Below are 22,114 nucleotides of genomic sequence, written 5' to 3' on the forward strand. Positions count from 1 at the left end.
AGAAAACCTTGACGTACGACGCAGGCGGTCCGTCAGCGACCGCCTGGATGGGGGTGATCGAACCCGGCTCAGGCCGGATCGTTACGGCGCAGCAATTCTTCGGGCAGGTGCTCGATGTACTCGTCCTGGGGCGGTGGCATCTGCAAGTGATAGCCCTGGCTTTCGAGGTTTTCCAGCACCTTGGCGATGTCCTCGCGGGCCAGGGTGCGCTCTGGGGACAGCACCAGGTCGAAGGCATGCACCGGGGCGCCGAAGAACGGCAGCAGCGCCTCGGGCACGCGCGCCAGGCCATCGGCCTTGAGCACGTAGAGGTACATTTCCTGCTTGCGCGGACTCTTGTAGATCGAACAGATACGTTTCATGGCGTCTCTCCGGCACCTGCCAGATCAGCCAGCAGGGCCTGGCCCATACGTTCGCGGCGCCAGCCGCGCAGCGATTCGGGCAGTTGGTAGGGACCGTTGGGATAGCCGCTCTTGAGCAGGGCTTCCAGGGATTTCTTGCGCAGCATCAGTTCCGGCGCGATGCCCAGACGTTCACCTTCGGCCTGGCCGATGGCGCGCAGGCGCTTGATCAGGCCGGCGGCCTCGATGGGCAGAGGCTCGGCCAGCACCGCCGGCCATTGCTCGGGCGGTTGGCTGGCAGCGTTCTTGATCAGCTTGAGCAGCGTTTCGCCGTCCTGGCGGATGGTGCGCGGATGCATGTCCTCGATCTTGGCCAGGGCCGAGAGGTTGTCCGGCTGCCCTTTGGCCATGGGCCACAGTGCGTGCTCCTTGAGGATGCGATTGCGCGGTACGTCGCGGCTGCGGGCTTCGCGCTCGCGCCAGGCACACAGCTCGCGCAGCACGGCGAGCTGCTGCGGACCCAGCTTCCAGGCCAGCTTGACCTCGCGGTAGAGCGTCTGCGGATCGACCTCGCGGCGCATCTGCGCCACCAGCTCGGCACCGTCTTCCAGCACCCAGGCGTACTTGTCGTCGGACAACCGCGGGCGCAGGGCTTCGAACAGCTCGGCCAGGTGCACGGCATCTTCGGCGGCGTAGCTCACCTGGGTGTCGGACAACGGTCGCTGCAGCCAGTCGGAGCGGGTCTCGCCCTTGGGCAGCTCGATACCGAGCACGTCCTGGACCAGGCGCGAATAGCCCATGGAAAAGCCGATGTTCAGATAGCCGCCCGCCAACTGGGTGTCGAACAGCGGCTGCGGCAGTTTGCCGGTCAGGCGCAACAGCACCTCGAGGTCTTCGCTGCAGGCGTGCAGCACCTTGACCACCGTGCTGTCTTCGAGCAACTCGCCCAGCGGCTGCCAGTCGCGGATTGCCAGCGGATCGATGAGGTAGGCCCGTTGACCGTCGCCGACCTGAACCAGGCCGGCCTTGGGATAGAAGGTGTCGACCCGCATGAACTCGGTGTCGACGGCCACGAAAGGCAGTTCGCGCCAGGCCCGGCAGCGTTCGGCCAGGGTCTGGTCGTCACGGATCCAGTGTATTTCGATGGCCACGAGGCTCTCCCACAAACATTGGCGCGCAGTATATACGGCGCGGGCACTGCTGGTGAAACCCGGGCCATCCGTGGTGGCGATCAGCGGTCGCGAGCGCGACCCTCAGCTTTTCGCCGTCAACCAGGGCCGACAGCCGGCGAACAGGTCCAGCGACTGCTGGTAGACCTGGGTGTGCACCTGCAACAGGCCGAGCATCGAATGGAACAGGTTGTCCTGGCTCAGCGGCGCATCACGCAGCTTGGCCAGGCAGTCGGTGTCCACCGCGAAGTCCTGCCGGTAGCTGTCGGAGAACCAGGCCAGCAGCGGGATGTGCTTCTGCTGGTCCGGCGCCAGCATGTACGGCGTACCGTGCAGGAACACGTTGTATTCACCCAGCGATTCGCCGTGGTCGGAGAGATAGACCATGGCCGTGTCGACCTTGTCCTGGTGTTTGCGCAGGGTATCGATCAGCGAGGCCAGCACCGCGTCAGTGTAGGTCAGGGTGTTGTCGTAGCTGTTGACGATCGCCTCGCGGCTGCACTGGTTCAGGGCGTTGCTGCGGCACACCGGCGTGAAGTGCTCGAAGCCCTCGGGGTAGCGCTTGTAGTAGTCGGGGCCGTGGCTGCCCATCTGGTGCAGGACCAGTACGGTGTCCTGGTCGAGGTTATCGAGCAAGGCATCGAGGTTCTGCAGCAGGATCTGGTCATGGCACTCGCCGCCAGCGCACAGCACCGGGTCCTTCGCCGTGGTCAGGTTGACGTAGTCGAAGCGCGAGCAGGTGCCTTTGCAACCGGACTGGTTGTCACGCCATTTCACCTGCAGGCCGGCGCGGCCGAGAATGTCCAGCAGCCCCTCGCGACGGCTGGCCAGGCTGGGGTCGTAGTCCTTGCGGGTCATGCCGGAGAACATGCACGGCACCGACACCGCAGTTTCGGTGCCGCACGAGTGCACATCGGTGAAGCCCAGCAGGCCAGGCTCCTTGGCCAGGCGCGGGGTGGTGTCGCGGGCATAGCCCAGCACCCCGAAGTTCTCGGCGCGAGCACTTTCACCGACCACCAGCACGGTCAGCGACTTGCGCGCATGCTGCTGCCAGGCGGCGTCGCGGCGGGCATCCTCACCGTACTTCTGGAAAGGCCGTGCAGCACTGCCGAGTTTCTCGCTGGCGTAGGTCAAAGAGGCGCCGACGATGTTGCTCGGGGTGAGCATGAGGCGGATCTCGTGGTGGTTGCGAAACAGCGACGACAGGCCCTGGTAATTGATCAGCGCCACCGAAGCCAGCGCGGTCACGCAGGCCCCGCTGACTACCAGCTTGCCCAGCACCTCACGGTGCCAGGGGCGATAGGCGATCGGCGTCTTCCAGAGCAACAAGGAAGGCAGTACACCGAGCCCGAGCATATACAAGGCAAACTTCAGCGAGAGTAAGTCGCGTACTTCTTCGATGTTGGTTTCCACGACATTGCGGAACATGCCGACATCAATAAGAACGCCATATTGATTCATGAAATAGGCGACCGCCGCGCCGGCCATGAACAGCACGATCAATACCGGTTTCAATACATATTTGAAGGCCAGCAAGGTCAGCAGCAAATTGAAGGCGAACAACATCAGCAAGGCAAACGCCAGACTCAACCAAAGCCCCACCAAACCGGGGGGTACAATGCTCTCCAGGTGTTTCCAGAGAAACAGATTGAGGCCGATCAGCAGGTACAGGCTGGCCAGCAGCGTGACCCATTCGGTCCGCAGGGATCTGATTTTTATCATGGCGTTCGCCGTTAAAGTTGAGAAACGACCAGGCGCGACCGATCGGGCACCTTGGCTGGATGGCCGCACTCTAGGGAAGTTACCATCAATTTTTCGTGAAAACTTCAGGATTATTAAGTTATGAAGTGTATTTCATGATTAACAAAGTTTCACATCTTCACGCTTGGCAACGGCATAAAAGATGAATTGCACCTCTGGCCCCTGCGGCGGTCCATTTACACGGCTATCCTGAAGCAGCAGGATCTTTCCGCAATCCCTGAAATCGAGGTGAAAAGATGCCCGTACCGCACGATCTGCTAGCCGACCTGCACACCAGCGCAGACGCCTTCCAGGCCCTGGTCGACAACAACCACGACCTGCACAGGCTGCACAAGGAATACAACGCCAAGGACAAGGAGGTGGTGGCCGCCGAGGGCAACGGCACCAACGACGAGGCGGTCAACCGCCTGCGTCGCGAGCGCCTGCTGATCAAGGACAAGATCGAACGGATCGTCCATCCGCCCAAGGCCTGATCCCTCGCTGAATGACCGTCTGATCGCGGCATCCCCCGCCGCGATCAGTCCTCTCTTGTTACGCCACGGCTGCCGCCTGCAAGCCCGCCTCCAGATCCTCGATCAGGTCGCGGCAGTCCTCGATGCCGATCGACAAGCGCACCAGGTTCTCGCTGATGCCCATCGTCGCCTTCTGCTGCGGGCTGAGCGAGTTGTGCGACATGCTCCAAGAGTGGTTGATCATGCTCTCCACACCGCCCAGCGAATCGGCCAGCACGAAGATCGACAATGCCTCCACCAGTCGGTTGACCGCCGCCCGGTCGCCCTTGACCCGCAGCGCCACCACGGCGCCGCCGCTGCGCATCTGGCGCTGACACAGGGCGTGCTGGGGATGGCTTTCCAACCCTGGGTAGAACACCTGCTCGACCTGCGGGTGACGCTCCAGGTGCTGCGCCACGCGCAAGGCATTGGCGCACTGGCGCTCCATGCGCACGTCGAGGGTCTTCAGACCGCGCAGCGCCAGGTAGCAGTCGAACGGGCCCTGGATCGCGCCCACCGCCATGCTGATCTTGCGCAGGCGCGTCAGCAACTCGGGGTTGCCAGCCACCACCACACCGCCGGTGAGGTCGGAATGGCCGCCGATGTACTTGCTCGCCGAGTGCATCACCAGGTCCACGCCAAGGGTGATCGGCCGCTGGTTCCAGGGCGAGCAGAACGTGTTGTCGATACAGGTGAGGATGCCGCGTGCCTGGGCCAGTTCGCTCAATGCGGCAATGTCCACCACGTGCAGCAGCGGGTTGGTGGGTGACTCCAGCCAGATCATCTGCGTGTTCGGACGGATCGCGGCCGCCACCGCGTCGAGGTCGTTGAGGTCGACATAGGTGGTGGTCAGGCCACTGGTGTGGGCACGGTAGTCCTCCATCAGGCGGAAGGTGCCGCCGTAGACCCCATTCATCACCACCACATGGGCATCCTTGGGCAACAGTTCGAGCACCGTGGCAGTGGCGCTCACGCCCGAGGCACAGGCCACCGCGCCCACGCCTTCTTCGAGCGCCGCAACGCAGGTCTCGTAGGCATGCCGGGTGGGGTTGGCGACGCGGCTGTAGGCGTACTCGGGATGGTCGTCCAGGCCTCGCTTGATGAACGAACTGGAGGTGACGATGGCCGGGAAGATGGCGTTGTCGGCGACGCTGGACTGCTCGCCGGCATGGAGGGTTCGGGTGGCGAAACTGCGCGGTTTTTCAGCCATGATCGGGTCCGTCTGCACTGGGGGCGGGGAAAAGTGCCACTATGGCATATCCGGCCCTGACTCGCCGCAGCGACAGGCCCGTGGCCAGCCGTTCCCCGAGTGCGCTAGGCTGCGCACTTCTTGTTCCGCACACACCGGCCCGCACGCAATGGCAATGGACAGTTTCGACCAGCACATTCTCACCCTGCTCCAACGCGACGCCTCGCTGTCGCTCAAGGACCTGGCCGAAGCCGTCAACCTCACCACCACGCCGTGCTGGAAGCGGGTCAAGCGCCTGGAAGACGAAGGGTATATCCGCGGCCGCGTGGCCTTGCTCGATCCACAGCGGTTGAACCTGGGCCTGAGCGTGTTCGTCCAGCTCAAGACCCAGCGCCATGACAGCGCCTGGCTGGAGGACTTCGCCCGCACCGTCACCGCGTTCGAGGAGGTGATGGAGTTCTACCGCATGTCCGGCGACTGGGACTACATGCTGCGCGTGGTGGTCAGCGACATCGCCGCCTACGACCGCTTCTACAAGCGGCTGATCACCTGTACCGAAGGGTTGTCGAACATCACCTCCAGCTTCGCCATGGAGCAGATCAAGTACACCACCGCGTTTCCGGTGTCACGCTGACTGCTGGGCCTGGAGCGTGATAGAGCCCACCTATCGTCCAGTCGGCCAAAGCGATTTGACGTACCTGCCCACAGGTTATAGCGTGGACCCCATGCGCGGCGACAACGCCGCCCCCTCCTTTCGAGCGCAAACGTGGAACAGAACCCGCCGGCCCTGATCGACGATTTCAACCGAAAAATCGACTACCTGCGGATGTCGGTCACCGACCGTTGCGACTTCCGTTGCGTCTACTGCATGGCCGAAGACATGCAGTTCCTGCCGCGCCAGCAAATCCTCAGCCTCGAAGAGCTGTACCAGGTGGCCGAGCGCTTCGTCGCCATGGGCACGCGCAAGATCCGCCTGACCGGCGGTGAACCCTTGGTGCGCCAGGGCATCGTCGAGCTGTGCGGGCGCATCGCCGCCCTGCCCGGCCTGCGCGAACTGTGCCTGACCAGCAATGGCTCGCAGCTCGGTCGCCTGGCCCAACCGCTGTTCGACGCCGGCGTGACGCGCTTGAACATCAGCCTGGACAGCCTCGACGCCCAGCGCTTCAAGGCCCTGACCCGCACCGGCGACCTTGCCCAGGTGATCGCAGGCATCGACGCTGCGCGCCGTGCCGGTTTTCGTCGTACCAAGCTCAATTGCGTGGTGCTCAAGGGCCGCAACGACCACGAACTGGTCGACCTGGTGCGTTTCGCCATCGACCGCGAACTGGATATCACCTTCATCGAGGAGATGCCCCTGGGGGTGATCGACGAGCACGAGCGCGGCGAGTCGTTCTATTCCAGCGACGCGGTGCGCGAACGCCTGGCCGAGCAGTTCAGCCTGATCGAGTCGGCCGAGTCCTCCCAAGGCCCGGCCCGCTACTGGCGCCTGACCGAGGCCCCGCAGACGCGGGTCGGCTTCATCTCGCCGCACAGCCACAACTTCTGCGCCACCTGCAACCGAGTGCGCCTGACCGTCGAAGGCCGGCTGCTGTTGTGCCTGGGCAACGAGCACTCGCTGGACCTCAAGCAGGTATTGCGCAGCCACCCTGGCGACAGCGCCCGCCTGGACCAGGCGATCCGCGATGCCTTGCACCTCAAGCCCTACCGCCATCATTTCGAGGTGGGTGGCGAGGTGCAGATCCTGCGCTTCATGAACATGACCGGCGGCTGATCGGCCGTCTCTGGAACTGCCTTGATCGTCCACGCTCACACCGACCTGCTGCGCATGTTGTTCACCTTGCGCGGTTCCGTGGTCAAGCGCATCGCCGTGCGCTGCCTGATGGTGACCCTGCTGGCCGCACTGATCGTGTTGGTCGAACGGCACTACCCGGCGTTCTTCTACCCGGTCAGCGCTACGCCCTTCACACTGCTCGGGCTGTCGCTGTCGATCTTCATGAGTTTTCGCAACACCGCCTGCTACGACCGCTGGTGGGAGGGCCGCAAGGCCTGGGGACGGATGATCATCGAGGTGCGCTCGTTCGTGCGCGAAAGCGCAGTGATCGACGATCCAACCCAGCGTGCGCGGTTGCTGCGCAGCCTGTGCGCCTTCGCCCATGGCTTGAATGCGCGCCTGCGCAACGAGGACGACCTGCACGCCGCGACGCCATGGCTGCCCAAGGACGCGGACATCTCGGCGCACAACGTTTGCGATGGCATTCTGCGCGACCTTGGCGAGCGCTGTTCGCGTCTGGCCAGCGAAGGACGGATCAGCGAGTTTCGCTACATGACGCTGGAGCAACGCCTGGTTGGGCTGTCGGAGGTGCAGGCCACGTGCGAACGCATCAAAGGCACGCCGCTACCCTTCCCCTACACCCTGCTGCTGCACCGCACCATCTATATCTTCTGCCTGCTGCTGCCGTTCGCCCTGGCCGAGCCACTGGGCTGGCTGGCACCCTTGTTTACCACTATCGTCAGCTACACGTTCCTGGGCCTGGACGCTATCGGCAATGAGCTGGAAGACCCCTTCGGCCGTGACGAAAACGACTTGCCCACCGACTCGCTGGTGCGCCTGCTCGAACGTGACGTGCTGTCGGCGCTCGGCGAGCCGTTGCCGCCGCTGCTCGAACCGGTGGAGCATGTGCTGAGCTGAGTCGAACAGCGCCCAGGCGCTTCACCACCGATTTGTCTCTGCTGGCCTTTTGCGTCACCCTGGCGCTGGCGGCACGCGCGTCCCTTCATCACGACGCCCCGTCCGATCCCCTTTCTTGCCAGGCCGGACCATGGACATCAAGCAGCTCAAGTTCCTCATCGCCCTCGACCAGACCCGGCATTTCGGCCAGGCCGCCGAGCTGTGCCACATTTCCCAGCCGACCCTGTCGATGCGCCTGCGCAACCTGGAAGAAGAACTGGACCTGGTGCTGGTCGAGCGCGGCCAGCGTTTCGAAGGCTTCACCGAAGCCGGCGAGCGCATCCTGGCCTGGGCCAAGACCCTGCTCGCCGCCCACGACGGTCTGCAGGCCGAAGCCGCCAGTTGCCGCGGCCAACTGGTCGGCAACTTGCGCCTGGGCAGCGTGCCGCTGGCCAGCTTCAATCCGATGGAGCTGCTACTACCGCTGCGCGAGAAATACCCCGAACTGCACCTGCAATTGAGCTCGCTGAGCTCGCAGCAGGTGGTCGATGGCCTGAGTCGCAATCAGCTGGATCTGGGTATCTGCTACCTGGATCAGGTCGACCTCAGCTTCTTCGAAGTGATCGAACTGGGCACCACCACCATGGGCCTGCTGCACGACACCCGGCATTTCCAGTTCCAGGACGCGCAATTGCAGTGGCAAGCGCTGGTGGGGGTTCCGCTCGGCCTGCTGAGCAAAGGCATGCATTACCGCCAGTCCCTGGACTTGAGCTTCCGCAGTCGCGGCCTGGCGCCCCAGGCAGTGCTGGAAAGCGACTCCACCTTCCAACTGATCCAGGCAGTGAACGCCGGCATCTGCTGCGCGGTGATGCCGCTGGACTGCGGCCTTGAAGCGCTGAACGAGCACCTGCGCATCGTCCCTGTGGCCGACGCCAGCATCCACAGCCCCGTCGGCCTGCTGCTGCGCCGCAGCGAGCCGCGCCCGGCGATTGCCGAACAGTGCTTCGAACACGCGCGGGCGTTGTTTGGGGCCCACTGATCGATCAAGCCCCGTGATGGCTGCAGGAGCGGCGGCTCACCGTGATTGAGTCGCGATCCAAACGCTGCATTTCCCCCAGGCACAAAAAAGCCACGAGCCCGCCTGTGGCGATCCTCGTGGCTTTTCGGGTGAAGGCCCGTCTGCTGACAGGCCTTCGCCAGACGGCTTACAGCGCCATGTCGTTGGCAGCCTTGCTTTCGACCGGTGCGCTCGACGCCGCACCCGTGCTAGTGCCGACGCTCTGGTCGATCACTGGCGGCTTGTCCAGTTGCAGCACTTCGGCGGTGTAGTTCCACTCTTTCTGCACGGCGGCAGGCGAGTCGTTCAGCTTGGTGCCGTAGCTCGGTACGATTTCGTGCAGACGAGCCTGCCACTCAGGCGTGGCGACCTTGTCCTTGAACACGTTTTCCAGCACACCCATCATGATCGGTGCGGCGGTCGAGGCGCCCGGCGAGGCGCCCAGCAGTGCGGCCAGGGTACGGTCGTCGGACGTCACCACTTCGGTGCCCAGCTTCAGCACGCCACCCTTCTCAGGGTCCTTCTTGATGATCTGCACGCGCTGACCGGCTTGCCACAGGCGCCAGTCTTCTTTCTTGGCGTGCGGGAAGTAGGTGCGCAGGGCTTCCATGCGCTCGTCGTCGGAGAGCATCAGCTGGCCGGCGAGGTACTCCACCAGCGGGTACTCGTCGATGCCGACGCGGGTCATCGGCCACACGTTATGCACGGTGGTGCTGCTCAGCAGGTCCATGTACGAACCGTTCTTGAGGAACTTCGGCGAGAAGGTGGCGAATGGCCCGAACAGGATCACGCGCTTGCCGTCCAGCACGCGGGTATCGAGGTGCGGAACCGACATGGGCGGTGCGCCAGTGGAGGCAACGCCGTAGGCCTTGGCCATGTGCTGCATGGCCACCGTCGGGTTTTCCGTGACCAGGAACGAGCCGCCCACCGGGAAGCCGCCGTAGTTTTCGGCCTGCGGAATGCCCGATTTTTGCAGCAGCTTCAGCGCGCCGCCACCGGCACCGATGAACAGGAACTTGGCGTCGGTGGCTGCGGTGTCACCGGTCTTCAGGTTCTTGTACTCGACGTGCCAGGAGCCGTCCTTGTTACGGGTGATGTCGCGCACTTCGCTGGACAGCTTCAGCTTGAAGTTGTCGCGGGTCTGCAGGTGGCTGACGTACTGACGGGTCACTTCACCCCAGTTGACGTCGGTGCCGATCGGCGTCCAGGTGACCGCCAGTTTCTGGTTCGGGTCACGGCCTTCCATCATCAGCGGAACCCACTTGGCGATTTGCGCGTGGTCCTCGGAGTACTGCATCGGGCGGAACAGCGGGCTGGCCTGCAGCGCTTCGTAGCGCTTCTTCAGGTAGCTGATGTTGTCGTCGCCCCAGACGAAGCTCATGTGCGGGGTGCTGTTGATGAACGAGTGCGGGTTCTTCAGCACGCCCTGACGCACTTGCCAGGCGAGGAACTGACGGGTCACCTGGAAGGCTTCGTTGATTTCAACGGCCTTGGCGATGCTGACGTTGCCGTCTTTATCGATCGGGGTGTAGTTCATCTCGGCCAGGCCGGAGTGGCCGGTACCGGCGTTGTTCCAGCCGTTGGAGCTTTCTTCGGCGACGCCATCGAGGCGCTCGACCATCTCCATCGACCAGCTCGGCTCCAGCTCGTTGAGCCAGACGCCCAGGGTTGCGCTCATGATGCCGCCGCCGATCAGCAGCACATCGACTTTCTTGGTGTCTTCGGCGTGCGCCTGCATGAAGGACGCCGCGACAGCCAGACTCAGCAAGGTCTTGCCAGCTTTCTTGAACATTGATCACTTCCAGTCAGTAGAACGGAGGGCCTGTGGCTGGCCCGGGTGTTTCTTGTTCTTCAGCGCAGGCTTTTTGTGATCATTATTCGGCAGCCAGAGAACCCTTAGAGCGCGACAGCCTTTGGTCTGATTGACGCGGGTGGGCTGAAACGGTTGCGGATTGTAACTGAAATGCCAGCACAAACAAATTGCCGATGCGCCCGTCAAGGTGGCGCTTTGTCCCAGGGGTGAGGGACGCCCGGCACGCAAGCCGGGCGCGCAGGCAGCTAGAGTTGCGGGTCGATGTCCGCGCCATACATGTCCGACTCTTTATAAAGGTCGTGGGCGTGGCGCAGCAGCACCATGATCACCGCCGCCACCGGTAGCGCCAGCAGCACGCCGGTGAAGCCGAACAGCTCGCCGCCGGCGAGGATGGCGAAGATCACCGCCACAGGATGCAGGCCGATGCGATCGCCCACCAGCAGCGGCGTCAGCACCATGCCTTCCAAGGCTTGGCCGACCATGAACACCGCGACGATACCCAGCATCGGGTACAGGTCGCCGCCGAACTGGAACAGCCCGGCGATCAGCGCCGCGCCAATCCCCACGATGAAGCCCATGTACGGCACGATGGCCGCCAGCCCTGCCAGCAGGCCGATCAACAGCCCCAGCTCCAGCCCCAGCAACGACAGGCCTGCGGCGTAGATCACGCCCAGGGCCAGCATCACCAGCAACTGACCCCGAACGAAGGCGCCCAGCACTTCATGGCATTCGCCCGCCAGCCCGACCACCTGCTCTTCGCGCTGGCGCGGCAACAAGCTGCGCAACTTGGCCATCATCAGGTCCCAATCGCGCAGCAGGTAGAAGCCCACCACCGGGATCAGCACCAGGTTGGCCAGCCAGGCGATCAGCGCCAGGCTCGAGGCGGTGGCCTGAGACAGCACGACGCCGACGATATCGGTGGTCTGCCCCATGTGCTCGCCGATGGCGGCCTTGATCTTGTCGAACTTCCAGAACCCGTCGGCCAGGCCCAAACGACTCTGCACCCAGGGCAGTGCCACATGCTGCAGCCAGTCGAGCATCTGCGGGGTCAGCTCGTAAAGGCGCACCAACTGTTTGGCCAGCATCGGTACGAGCACCAGCAACAATGCCAGGAAGATGAGGGTGAACAGGCCGAACACCACCACCACGCCCCAGGTGCGCGACAGCCCCAGTCGTTCGAGGCGGTCGACCAGCGGGTCGGCCAGGTACGCCAGCAGGATGCCGATGAGGAATGGCGAGAGGATGTTATGCAACAGGAACAACAACAGGGCGATCAACAAGGCCACGCCCAGCCAGGCCCAACGGCGCATATCGGTCATCGTCGACACTCCTTACCAGCGAAAACGTAGGCCATCGAACGCAGCCGGCGCAACCGGCTGCGCTGCGCCTGGCTGACCGGACGCGGTTTGCGGCGCAGGCGTCGGCGCGACAGGCGCGACCTGCTCGGCAGGCACCTCTTGAAGGTGCGCCAGACCCAATTGGGCACGTAACTGCTCGCGATTGCCGCTGACGGTGTAGGTGAGTGTGTCGCCCTCGGCGGACTGCAGTCGCGGACCGTAAGGCTCGAGCACCCGTCCCAGTTCGGCGTAACGCTGCAGGCTCATGCCCTGTACCTGCACCTGCAGTTCGCTACTCGTCCCGGGCCGCACGACATAGCGCGGCGCCAAGCGGGTGCTGATCGCCAGCATCACGGCGTCGGCCAACGCCGCCTGATCGGCGCCCTCGGCGCTGCCCTGCTCGCGCTGGTCGCCCAACCACAACTGCCACTTGCCCTGCCACTTGCCGTCGGTTTCCTGGGCGTGCACAGCCAGCAAGGCATCGGCGTTGTAGCGCTCGGAGACCTCGCGTAGCGGCGCCGGATCCTTGCCTTCGAGCTGCTTGGCATTGGCCACCAGTTGCTCCTGCAGGTCGGCCAACGGCAGGCGCAACGGCAGGCCACGATGCTGGGCGGCCTGGCGCAGCGGTTCGGCACTGGTCTGGCCATCGCCCACCAGACTGCTGCCCTCGACGGTGTCGTTCAACCACCACCCGAGGATCGACGGCCGATTGCTGCCCCACAGTGCCAGACCGCCCTGGCGCAAGGCGCGCTCGGTGCTGCCGGGATCGAATTCGACCACCACCGCCTCGGGCGGGCCGGCCTCGTTGCCGACCTGGTTGATGATCTGCCGCGGATCTTTGCGCAGTGCGGCCACGGCTGGATTCTGAATCGCCTTCGGGTCGCCGGTCAGGCGCAGTACCAGGGTATCCAGTGCCTTGCTGGTGGCCTGGGTACGGGCCTCGCTGCCCTGGCCCTCGACAGGCTCACGAACCTGATACAGGCCCGAAACGGTCTCGGCCTGCGCCGTCGCGGCGATCAGGCCCGCACAGGCCACTGCCAGGTAATGAAAAAAACGCATGAAGAATTCCTGTCCAGGTGACGTTCCTCGCAGAAGCTACAAGCTGCGAGCGGTCAGCGGCAAGCAAAAGCGCACGGCGATACCGCCTGTCTTTTCTTATAGCTCGCCGCCTGGCGGTTGCCACCGGCCGCTCAATGGAGGATGGCCGCTGCCGGGCAACCCTGATAAAATCGCGCGCCTTCGCAGACCAGTCACGTACAGGCAGCCGCCGCCCTCGAAGCCGGCCTTGGCCGCGCTGGTCGTTTTCCTGAATCCCTCCCTCTAAAGGCCTGGATCAATGAGCAAGCAACCCTCCCTGAGCTACAAGGACGCCGGTGTAGACATCGACGCCGGCGAAGCACTGGTCGAACGCATCAAGGGCGTGGCCAAGCGCACCGCACGCCCTGAAGTCATGGGTGGCCTGGGCGGCTTCGGCGCCCTCTGCGAGATCCCGGCCGGCTACAAGCAGCCCGTGCTGGTGTCCGGCACCGACGGCGTCGGCACCAAGCTGCGCCTGGCGCTGAACCTGAACAAACACGACAGCATCGGTCAGGACCTGGTCGCCATGTGCGTCAACGACCTGGTGGTGTGCGGCGCCGAGCCGCTGTTCTTCCTCGACTACTACGCCACTGGCAAGCTCAACGTCGACGTCGCCGCCACCGTGGTCACCGGCATCGGTGCCGGCTGCGAACTGGCCGGTTGCTCGCTGGTCGGTGGCGAGACCGCCGAAATGCCCGGCATGTACGAAGGCGAAGACTACGACCTGGCCGGTTTCTGCGTCGGCGTGGTGGAAAAATCGGAAATCATCGACGGCTCGAAAGTGGTCACCGGCGACGCCCTGATCGCCCTGCCCTCCTCCGGCCCGCACTCCAATGGCTACTCGCTGATCCGCAAGATCCTCGAAGTGTCCAACACCGACATCGACAACACCCAGCTCGACGGCAAGCCGCTGGCCGACCTGCTGATGGCGCCGACGCGCATCTACGTCAAGCCGCTGCTGGAACTGATCAAGAAGACCGGCGCGGTCAAGGCCATGGCCCACATCACCGGCGGTGGCCTGCTCGACAACATCCCGCGCGTGCTGCCAAAAGGCGCCCAGGCCGTGGTCGATGTGGCCAGCTGGCAGCGTCCGGCAGTCTTCGATTTCCTTCAGGAAAAAGGCAATGTCGACGAGCATGAAATGCACCGCGTGCTGAACTGCGGCGTAGGCATGGTCATCTGCGTGGCCCAGGACCAGGTCGAGGGCGCCCTGGCCGTGCTGCGCCAGGCCGGCGAGCAGCCTTGGGTGATCGGTCGCATCGACGTGGCCGCCGAAGGCGCCGCGCAGGTCGAGCTGCACAACCTCAAGGCACACTGATGCCGAGCAAGTCCTGCAATGTGGTCGTCCTGCTGTCGGGGTCCGGCAGCAATCTGCAAGCGCTGATCGACAGCAACCGCGCCGAGGGCAGCCCGGCGCGAATTGGCGCGGTGATCGCCAACCGCGCCGACGCCTATGGGCTGGAACGTGCCCGCGCCGCCGGGATCGACACCGCCGTGCTCGAGCACGGCGGCTTCGCCGGGCGTGAAGCGTACGATACGGCGCTGATGCACGTGGTCGACAGCTATGCTCCCGACCTTGTGGTACTCGCCGGTTTCATGCGCATCCTCAGTGGCGGCTTCGTGCGCCACTACCACGGCCGCCTGCTCAACATCCACCCCTCGCTGCTGCCCAAGTACAAGGGGCTGCATACCCATCAGCGGGCGCTGGAGGCCGGCGACACGGAACACGGTTGCAGTGTTCATTTCGTCACCGAGGAACTCGACGGCGGGCCCTTGGTCGTACAGGCTGTGGTAGCGGTCGCGCCAGGCGACGATGCGCAGAGCCTGGCACAACGGGTCCACCGACAGGAACATCAGATTTATCCGCTGGCAGTGCGCTGGTTCGCTGAAGGACGCTTGCGCCTGGGCGATCACGGTGCATTACTGGATGGCCAGCCGCTGGCGGCCAGCGGCCACTTGATTCGACCCTAGGAGAATGTATGCGTCGCGCCCTGTTTTTGGCTCTCGCCGTGCTTGCCCTGCCGCTCCAGGCAGCTGACCTGAAGCCCTTCTCGGCCAGCTACACCGCCGACTGGAAACAACTGCCCATGAGCGGTACCGCCGAGCGCAGCCTGGTCAAGAATGCCAACGGCACCTGGGACCTCAATTTCAAAGCGTCCATGATGATCGCCAGCCTCACCGAGCAGAGCACGGTGCGCATGGAAAACGACACCCTGCTGCCGCAGAAGTATCACTTCGAGCGCGGCGGCCTGGGCAAGGCCAAGAAAGTCGACCTGGATTTCGACTGGAGCAGCAAGAAAGTCACCGGTAGCGACCGTGGTGTTGCCATCAGCCTGCCGCTCAACCGTGGCGTGCTGGACAAATCGTCCTACCAATTGGCGCTGCAACATGACGTGGCCGCTGGCAAGAAGAGCATGACCTACCAAGTGGTCGACGGTGACGAGATCGACACCTACGACTTCCGCGTGCTGGGCACCGAGAAGGTCGCCACCAAGACGGGTCAGGTCGATGCCGTGAAAGTGGAGCGCGTCCGCGATCCAAGCCAGAGCAAACGTATCACCGAGCTGTGGTTCGCCAAGGATTGGGACTACCTGCTGGTGCAACTGCGCCAGGTGGAGACCGATGGCAAGGAATACGTGATCGTGCTGCAGGACGGCACGGTCGACGGCAAATCGGTAAAAGGCAGCTGATCGCCTCTGTGCTGTTTCCCAAGCCCCGCCCTGTGCGGGGCTTTGTTTTGTTCCCCGCACATTGATGAACATTGTTTCATCGTCGTTTTATTTACTTAGCCTGCTAACAAACTCTATAAAGAAGGTGTGCGACACAGTGTCGCAGACCAACGAAAGTGGAGTTTACCGATGACTGTCCAAGTAACCGAACGCGACGAATCGAAAATGTCCCACGAAGGCCTGGCCGCTGGCGTGCGGATCTGGGATGTGCACCAGCAGGGCCAACTGGTCGGCATGTTCCATGACGAGCACCAAGCCCATCAGTACCGCCAGGAGCTCGAGACCCTCGAGAACCAGCGCCGCACGCAGTAAGTGCCCATTCACGAAAAACCCCGCCGAGGCGGGGTTTTCGTCATTTACCACATGAGATCGTCAGGGATCTTGTAGGCCGCGTACGGATCGTCCTCGTCAGCTTCCTCGACATGGGTGTTGAGCAGCAGGATGCGCTGTGGCGCACGCTCCTGGACCTTCACCGCGGCTTCGCGAGGAATCACTTCATAGCCGCCGCCATGGGCAACGATCGCCAACGAGCCATTGCTCAGCTTGCTGCGCATCAGGGCATTGACGGCGATGCGCTTGACCTTCTTGTCGTCGACGAAGTTGAAGTAGTCCTCGGTATTGAGCTTGGGCAGCCGGGTGGCCTCGATCAGTTGCTTGACCTGGGCGGCACGCGCTTTCTGCTCGGCCTTCTCCTGCAACTGACGGTTCAGTTCCTGGTCTTTCCTGGCCTTCTCGGCCATGGCTTCCTTGGCCTGGCGCTGCTGGCTGTCATCGACCTCCAACTGGCCTTTGTGCTGCAGGCGTTTCTGTTTCTTCTCGGCCTTGTTGGTCTGGGAGACCTGCTTCTGGTTGACCAGACCGGCCTTGAGCAATTGATCGCGAAGGGAAAGGCTCATGGGTGTTCACTCACTTATGCATCGGCTCAGCCGCAGCTGGGCAGGTTCTTTTCCTGACGCTTGGCTTCGCCCCAGAGGGCGTCCAGCTCGTCAAGGCTACAGGCTTCGATCGGGCGGCTGGCGTCGCGCAGTGCCTGCTCGATGAAGCGAAAACGTCGTTCGAATTTACGGTTGGCGCCACGCAGGGCGTTCTCCGGGTCCAACTTGAGGTGGCGAGCCAGGTTCACGGCAGCGAACAGCAGGTCGCCGACTTCATCTTCCAGCGCCAGGGCATCGCCCTCGGCCATCGCTTGCAGCACCTCGTCGAGCTCTTCACGGACCTTGTCCAGTACCGGCAGCGCCTCGGGCCAGTCGAAACCGACGGTGGCGGCGCGCTTCTGCAGTTTGGCCGCACGCGATAGCGCCGGCAAGGCGGCCGGCACATCGTCGAGCAACGACAACTGCTCAGGCGTGCTCTTCTCGGCGCGCTCCTCGGCCTTGATCTGCTCCCAGCGCGCCTTGACCTGCGCTTCGCTCAGGCGCGGGGCATCGACGGGTGCGTACAGGTCGCCCGTTGGGAACACGTGGGGATGACGACGGATCAGCTTGCGGGTGATCGAATCGACCACGTCAGCAAAATCGAACCGCCCGTCCTCGCGCGCCAATTGGCTGTAGTAGACCACCTGGAACAGCAGGTCGCCGAGCTCGCCCTGCAACTGGACCAGATCGCCCTGCTCGATGGCATCGGCCACCTCGTAGGCTTCCTCGAGGGTGTGCTTGACGATGCTGGCGTAGTCCTGCTCCACATCCCACGGGCAACCGAACTGCGGGTCGCGCAGACGGGCCATGAGGTGCAGCAGGTCGTCCAGGGCGTAAGTCATGGGGGCAAGTCCTTCGGTGGCGGTTTCATCGCGGCTGACTCCGCGCCCACAGGGGCGGGGTCAGCCTGACAAGGGGGTACGGTCTCAGGGCGTGCGGTTACGCCGCGTCTCGATGATATTCGGCAGTTGCGAGATGCGCCCGAGCAGGCGCCCCAATGCATCCAGGCCGGGAATCTCGATGGTCAGCGACATGAGCGCTGTGTTGTCTTCCTTGTTCGACCGGGTGTTGACCGCCAGCACGTTGATCTTCTCGTTGAGCAGCACCTGCGACACATCGCGCAGCAGCCCCGGCCGGTCGTAGGCGCGGATGACGATGTCGACCGGATAGGTCTGCACCGGAATCGGCCCCCAGCTCACCTGAATGATGCGCTCGGGTTCCTTGCCGGCCAATTGCAGCACCGAGGCGCAATCCTGGCGGTGGATACTCACCCCGCGCCCTTGGGTGATGTAACCGACGATGGCATCGCCCGGCAGCGGCTGGCAGCAGCCCGCCATCTGCGTGAGCAGGTTGCCGACCCCCTGGATCTGGATGTCGCTGCGCTTGCCGGCACGGGTGCCGCGCGCCGCTCGCGGAATCAACTCGACCTGCTCGATGCGCTCCGGCTCGATCAACTGCTGGGCGGCGTTGACCAGATGAGCCAGGCGCAAGTCGCCAGCCCCGAGCGCCGCGAACAGGTCTTCGGCAGTCTTGACGTTGGCCTTTTCCGCCAGGCGTTCGAAGTCGACCTGCGGCAGCCCCAAGCGGCTGAGCTCGCGCTCGAGCAGGGTCTTGCCGGCCGCGACGTTCTGGTCGCGCGCCTGCAACTTGAACCAGTGGACGATCTTGGCCCGCGCCCGCGAGGTGGTGACGTAGCCCAGGTTGGAGTTCAGCCAGTCACGGCTCGGGCTGCCGTGCTTGCTGGTGATGATCTCCACCTGCTCGCCGGTCTGCAGGCTATAGTTCAGCGGCACGATGCGCCCGTTGATCTTGGCGCCTCGGCAGTTATGGCCGATCTCGGTGTGCACGCGGTAGGCGAAGTCCAGCGGCGTGGCGCCCTTGGGCAGGTCGATGGCGTGGCCATCGGGGGTGAACACGTAGACCCGGTCCGGCTCGATGTCGACCCGCAGTTGCTCGGCCAGGCCGCCAATGTCGCCGAGTTCCTCGTGCCACTCCAGCACCTGGCGCAACCAGGAAATTTTCTCTTCGTAATGGTTGGAGCTGGACTTGACGTCGGTGCCCTTGTACTTCCAGTGCGCACAGACGCCCAGTTCGGCTTCTTCGTGCATGCCGTGGGTGCGGATCTGCACTTCGAGCACCTTTCCCTCGGGGCCAATCACCGCCGTGTGCAACGAGCGGTAGCCGTTTTCCTTGGGGTTGGCGACGTAGTCGTCGAATTCCTTGGGAATGTGCCGCCACAAGGTGTGGACGATACCCAGCGCGGTGTAGCAGTCGCGGATTTCCGGGACCAGCACGCGCACCGCACGCACGTCGTAGATCTGGCTGAATTCCAGGCCTTTGCGCTGCATTTTGCGCCAGATCGAATAGATATGTTTGGCCCGGCCGCTGATGTCGGCCTTGACGCCGGTGGCCAGCAGTTCGTTCTGCAACTGGTTCATCACATCGGAGATGAACCGCTCGCGGTCCAGCCGTCGCTCGTGCAGCAGCTTGGCGATCTGCTTGTACTGGTCGGGCTCCAGGTAGCGGAACGAAAGGTCTTCGAGTTCCCACTTGATGTGGCCGATACCCAGGCGGTGGGCCAGCGGTGCATAGATGTCGAACACCTCGCGGGCCACGCGCAGACGCTTTTCGTCATCGGCAGACTTCACCGCACGGATGGCGCAGGTGCGCTCGGCCAGCTTGATCAGCGCCACACGCACGTCATCGACCATCGCCACCAGCATCTTGCGCAGGTTTTCCACCTGGGCCTGGGAGCCGAGCACCAGCGACTGGCGCGGACTGAGGCTGGCACTGATGGCGGCCATGCGCAGCACCCCGTCGACCAGCTTGGACACCACGGGCCCGAAACGTTGACCGACCTCGGCCAAGGTCACCTTGCCCTCGCGCACCGAGCGATAGATCACGGCGGCGACCAGCGAATCCTGGTCGAGCTTGAGGTCGGCGAGGATCTCGGCGATTTCCAGGCCCGCCTGGAAACTCGAGGTGCCGTCGGCCCAGGAGTGCTTGGCAGGGTTGCCCTTCTTCTCGACGTCCTGGGCGAAATCGCAGGCCTCTTTGAGGGCCGTGCGATCCAGCGCCGAATCGACGCTCACCACATGATCGAGCCATGCATCGAGGTTGATACTGCCGTCGGTGTTGACCGGCTGGTGCACTCTCACCTGTACCATCTTTCGTTTACCTTTCCATACAGCGCGCCCAATGGACGCACTGGCAATCAACCGTACCGCTTCCATTCCGTGGAAGCGCTACCAAGGGGCCAGCCGTTACTGGCCCGCTTCGAATAACGCCATGGCCTCGACATGGGCCGTCTGAGGAAACATGTCGAGAATCCCGGCCCTTTTTAACCGGTACCCCTGGCCGACCAGCACCTGCGCATCTCGCGCCAGCGTCGCGGGGTTGCACGATACATACACCAATCGCCGGGCCTTGAGCCGGGCGATGCCTTGCACCACCTCGTGGGCACCGTCGCGAGGTGGGTCCAAGAGTACCGCAGAAAAGCCCTCGGCGGCCCACTCGGCAGCAGCCAGCGACTGCGATAAATCGGCCTGAAAAAACTGCACGTTATGCACATCGTTGGCCTGCGCGTTGGCGGCGGCGCGGTCAACCATGGTTTGCACGCCCTCCACCGCGACCACTTCGCGCGCCTGACGTGCCAGCGGCAGGGCAAAGTTGCCCAGGCCGCAGAACAGGTCCAGCACCCGCTCGTGCTGCTGCACGTTCAACCAGGCCAGCGCCTGCTCGATCATCTGCGTGTTGACCTGCGCATTGACCTGGACGAAGTCGCCCGGCCGCCAGGCCAGTTCCAGCCCCCAGGGTGCCAGGCTGAAACCCAGCTTAGAGGTGGGATCGCAGGGCGCAGGCTCGCCCTCGCCCTGCAGCCAGAGCTGCGCCCCGGCTTCCTGGCAGAACGCCTGCAACCGCGCCACATCCTGCTCGGGCAACGCGGACACATGACGCACCAGCACCGAGTCGGCGCTGCCGCTGAACAGCTCGACATGCCCCAGGGCCTGCGGCGTGCTCAGGCTGCGCAGCACGGTCGGCAAATGGCGCAGGATCGCCTGCAAGGGCTGTACCAGCACTGGGCAATCGTCGATGGCGATGATGTCCTGGCTGGCCTCGGCACGAAAACCGACCCGCAGCTCGCGGGCCTTGGCGTCCCAGCGCACGGCAAGGCGTGCGCGGCGGCGGTAGCCGAACTCCGGCCCGGCCAATGGCGCGGCCCACGCCTCTGGCTGGACACCCGCCAGCCGTTGCAACTGCTCGGCCAACTGACGCTGCTTGAGCGCCAGCTGCGCGGCATGCGGCAGGTGCTGCACGGTGCAGCCACCGCAACGGGCGTAGTGTCGGCACGGCGCTTCGCGACGTTCAGGGCTGCCTTGCAGCACCCGCTCCAGGCGCGCTTCGACGATCTTGCCGCGGGCACTGAGCACCCGCGCCTCGACCGCCTCGCCCGCCAAGGCGCCGCTGACGAACCAGGTGCGCCCCTCGACGAAGGCGATGCCACGACCGTCCCCGGCCAGGCGCTCGATGTCCAGGCGCTGTTTCTTGCCCACGGGCACCTGCGCGCGGCGATCGCCGCCGGCAGGTTGGAAGCGCAGGTTGCTGCTGTTGCTTTTCTTTCTGGACATCAGGTCGCGTCAAACAGGCCGGTGGACAGGTAGCGGTCGCCGCGGTCGCAGATGATCGCGACCATCACGGCATTTTCCACTTCTCGGGACAGACGCAGCATCGCCGCCACCGCACCGCCAGAGGACACGCCACAGAAAATGCCCTCTTCGCGGGCGAGCCGGCGCATGGTCGCTTCGGCTTCTTCCTGGGACATGTCGACCACTCGATCCACCCGCGTGGCGTCGAAGATCTTCGGCAGGTACTGCTCGGGCCAGCGGCGAATACCGGGGATGGCCGAACCTTCCATCGGTTGCAGACCGACGATCTGCACCGCCGGGTTCTGCTCCTTGAGGTACTGCGAACAGCCCATGATGGTGCCGGTGGTGCCCATGGAACTGATGAAATGGGTTACGCCGCCCTGGGTCTGCTGCCAGATCTCCGGGCCGGTGCTGGTGTAGTGCGCGATGGGATTGTCGCCATTGGCGAACTGATCGAGCACCAGGCCGCGGCCTTCGGCCTGCAGTTTGTCGGCCAGGTCGCGCGCGCCTTCCATGCCCTCTTCCTTGGACACCAGGATCAGCTCGGCGCCGTAGGCGGTCATGGCGGCCTTGCGCTCGGCGGTGGAGTTGTCCGGCATGATCAGGATCATCTTGTAACCCTTGATCGCTGCGGCCATGGCCAGGGCGATACCGGTATTGCCGGAGGTGGCCTCGATCAGCGTGTCGCCGGGCTTGATCTGGTTGCGCAGTTCGGCTCGGGCGATCATCGACAGCGCCGGGCGATCCTTGACCGAACCGGCAGGATTGTTGCCTTCGAGCTTGAGCAGCAAGGTGTTGCTGGTGTGCCCGGCCATGCGCTGCAGGCGCACCAGCGGGGTGTTGCCGACGCAATCGGCGATGGTTGGGTACTGCAGGGTCATGGGCGTGTTTCGCAATCAGGACGGCAGGGGCGACTATCATA

General features: G+C 64.0%; 21 protein-coding genes. 9 read left to right on the forward strand and 12 right to left on the reverse strand.

Features of this window, described 5'->3' with window-relative positions:
* Positions 1-68 precede the first annotated feature (68 nt).
* From ACK2SD_RS18265 to ACK2SD_RS18275, 3 genes are all read right to left on the reverse strand, one after another.
* Positions 69-362 (reverse strand): YcgL domain-containing protein, encoded by a 294-nt coding sequence (locus ACK2SD_RS18265; RefSeq protein ID WP_029614639.1) that lies wholly within the window; start codon positions 360-362, stop codon positions 69-71.
* Complete coding sequence (gene rnd / locus ACK2SD_RS18270; RefSeq protein ID WP_412460516.1) at positions 359-1,492, reverse strand: ribonuclease D; 1,134 nt, start codon at positions 1,490-1,492, stop codon at positions 359-361. The genes ACK2SD_RS18265 and rnd overlap by 4 nt, the downstream gene beginning before the upstream one ends.
* Before the next feature lie 102 nt (positions 1,493-1,594).
* Positions 1,595-3,232 carry a phosphoethanolamine transferase gene (locus ACK2SD_RS18275; protein ID WP_412460517.1) on the reverse strand — a complete coding sequence of 546 codons (1,638 nt, stop codon included), beginning with the start codon at positions 3,230-3,232 and terminating at the stop codon, positions 1,595-1,597.
* Between the two features lie 275 nt (positions 3,233-3,507).
* On the opposite strand from ACK2SD_RS18275, the gene ACK2SD_RS18280 reads away from it, so the two are divergent.
* A complete protein-coding gene (locus ACK2SD_RS18280) occupies positions 3,508-3,744 on the forward strand; it encodes a YdcH family protein (RefSeq protein ID WP_039576076.1) in 237 nt (78 codons plus the stop codon).
* A gap of 58 nt (positions 3,745-3,802) precedes the next feature.
* On the opposite strand, the gene ACK2SD_RS18285 is transcribed toward ACK2SD_RS18280, so the two are convergent.
* Positions 3,803-4,972 (reverse strand): trans-sulfuration enzyme family protein, encoded by a 1,170-nt coding sequence (locus tag ACK2SD_RS18285; protein WP_412460518.1) that lies wholly within the window; start codon positions 4,970-4,972, stop codon positions 3,803-3,805.
* 154 nt (positions 4,973-5,126) lie between these two features.
* Here ACK2SD_RS18285 and ACK2SD_RS18290 point away from each other — a divergent pair, with 154 nt between their 5' ends.
* The 4 genes from ACK2SD_RS18290 to ACK2SD_RS18305 all read left to right on the forward strand — a co-directional run bounded on the left by ACK2SD_RS18290 (position 5,127) and on the right by ACK2SD_RS18305 (position 8,658).
* A complete protein-coding gene (locus tag ACK2SD_RS18290; protein WP_039576070.1) occupies positions 5,127-5,585 on the forward strand; it encodes an Lrp/AsnC family transcriptional regulator in 459 nt (152 codons plus the stop codon).
* 132 nt (positions 5,586-5,717) lie between these two features.
* A complete protein-coding gene (gene moaA, locus ACK2SD_RS18295; RefSeq protein ID WP_412460519.1) occupies positions 5,718-6,722 on the forward strand; it encodes a GTP 3',8-cyclase MoaA in 1,005 nt (334 codons plus the stop codon).
* A 21-nt stretch (positions 6,723-6,743) separates the two neighbouring features.
* Complete coding sequence (locus ACK2SD_RS18300) at positions 6,744-7,640, forward strand: bestrophin family protein (protein ID WP_029614644.1); 897 nt, start codon at positions 6,744-6,746, stop codon at positions 7,638-7,640.
* 130 nt (positions 7,641-7,770) lie between these two features.
* Positions 7,771-8,658, forward strand: a complete 888-nt coding sequence (locus tag ACK2SD_RS18305; RefSeq protein ID WP_412460520.1) for a LysR family transcriptional regulator — start codon at positions 7,771-7,773, stop codon at positions 8,656-8,658.
* Between the two features lie 166 nt (positions 8,659-8,824).
* Here the strand turns inward: ACK2SD_RS18305 and mqo are convergent, their stop codons facing one another.
* From mqo to ACK2SD_RS18320, 3 genes are all read right to left on the reverse strand, one after another.
* Positions 8,825-10,468 carry a malate dehydrogenase (quinone) gene (gene mqo / locus ACK2SD_RS18310; protein WP_029614646.1) on the reverse strand — a complete coding sequence of 548 codons (1,644 nt, stop codon included), beginning with the start codon at positions 10,466-10,468 and terminating at the stop codon, positions 8,825-8,827.
* A 266-nt stretch (positions 10,469-10,734) separates the two neighbouring features.
* Entirely contained in the window at positions 10,735-11,808 is a 1,074-nt protein-coding gene (locus tag ACK2SD_RS18315) for an AI-2E family transporter (RefSeq protein WP_039576063.1), read from the reverse strand.
* Positions 11,809-11,820: 12 nt separating this feature from the next.
* Positions 11,821-12,885 (reverse strand): DUF2066 domain-containing protein, encoded by a 1,065-nt coding sequence (locus ACK2SD_RS18320; RefSeq protein WP_412460521.1) that lies wholly within the window; start codon positions 12,883-12,885, stop codon positions 11,821-11,823.
* A gap of 277 nt (positions 12,886-13,162) precedes the next feature.
* Here ACK2SD_RS18320 and purM point away from each other — a divergent pair, with 277 nt between their 5' ends.
* The 4 genes from purM (at position 13,163) to ACK2SD_RS18340 (ending at position 15,944) form a co-directional block, all read left to right on the forward strand.
* Entirely contained in the window at positions 13,163-14,221 is a 1,059-nt protein-coding gene (gene purM / locus ACK2SD_RS18325) for a phosphoribosylformylglycinamidine cyclo-ligase (protein ID WP_295484968.1), read from the forward strand.
* Positions 14,221-14,874 (forward strand): phosphoribosylglycinamide formyltransferase, encoded by a 654-nt coding sequence (gene purN, locus ACK2SD_RS18330; RefSeq protein ID WP_029614648.1) that lies wholly within the window; start codon positions 14,221-14,223, stop codon positions 14,872-14,874. Before purM ends, purN begins: the two co-directional genes overlap by 1 nt.
* Positions 14,875-14,882: 8 nt before the next feature.
* Positions 14,883-15,593 (forward strand): DUF3108 domain-containing protein, encoded by a 711-nt coding sequence (locus tag ACK2SD_RS18335; protein WP_412460522.1) that lies wholly within the window; start codon positions 14,883-14,885, stop codon positions 15,591-15,593.
* A 168-nt stretch (positions 15,594-15,761) separates the two neighbouring features.
* The gene (locus tag ACK2SD_RS18340) at positions 15,762-15,944 is read left to right on the forward strand and encodes a hypothetical protein (protein WP_029614650.1); all 183 of its coding nucleotides are present in this window, start codon (positions 15,762-15,764) and stop codon (positions 15,942-15,944) included.
* A gap of 44 nt (positions 15,945-15,988) precedes the next feature.
* On the opposite strand, the gene ACK2SD_RS18345 is transcribed toward ACK2SD_RS18340, so the two are convergent.
* The 5 genes from ACK2SD_RS18345 to cysM all read right to left on the reverse strand — a co-directional run bounded on the left by ACK2SD_RS18345 (position 15,989) and on the right by cysM (position 22,073).
* Positions 15,989-16,528, reverse strand: coding sequence for a DUF2058 domain-containing protein (locus tag ACK2SD_RS18345; protein ID WP_029612912.1), 540 nt, complete (start codon positions 16,526-16,528; stop codon positions 15,989-15,991).
* 26 nt (positions 16,529-16,554) lie between these two features.
* Positions 16,555-17,388, reverse strand: coding sequence for a nucleoside triphosphate pyrophosphohydrolase (gene mazG / locus ACK2SD_RS18350; RefSeq protein ID WP_116887735.1), 834 nt, complete (start codon positions 17,386-17,388; stop codon positions 16,555-16,557).
* 84 nt (positions 17,389-17,472) lie between these two features.
* Positions 17,473-19,713, reverse strand: coding sequence for a GTP diphosphokinase (gene relA, locus ACK2SD_RS18355; RefSeq protein ID WP_029612913.1), 2,241 nt, complete (start codon positions 19,711-19,713; stop codon positions 17,473-17,475).
* A gap of 96 nt (positions 19,714-19,809) precedes the next feature.
* Complete coding sequence (gene rlmD, locus ACK2SD_RS18360) at positions 19,810-21,174, reverse strand: 23S rRNA (uracil(1939)-C(5))-methyltransferase RlmD (protein WP_412460523.1); 1,365 nt, start codon at positions 21,172-21,174, stop codon at positions 19,810-19,812.
* Positions 21,174-22,073 carry a cysteine synthase CysM gene (gene cysM, locus ACK2SD_RS18365; RefSeq protein ID WP_295484978.1) on the reverse strand — a complete coding sequence of 300 codons (900 nt, stop codon included), beginning with the start codon at positions 22,071-22,073 and terminating at the stop codon, positions 21,174-21,176. Before cysM ends, rlmD begins: the two co-directional genes overlap by 1 nt.
* Positions 22,074-22,114: the final 41 nt, after the last annotated feature.

Origin of the sequence: Pseudomonas sp. SC11 (assembly GCF_047039205.1) — a bacterium.
Taxonomy (GTDB): domain Bacteria; phylum Pseudomonadota; class Gammaproteobacteria; order Pseudomonadales; family Pseudomonadaceae; genus Aquipseudomonas; species Aquipseudomonas boreofloridensis.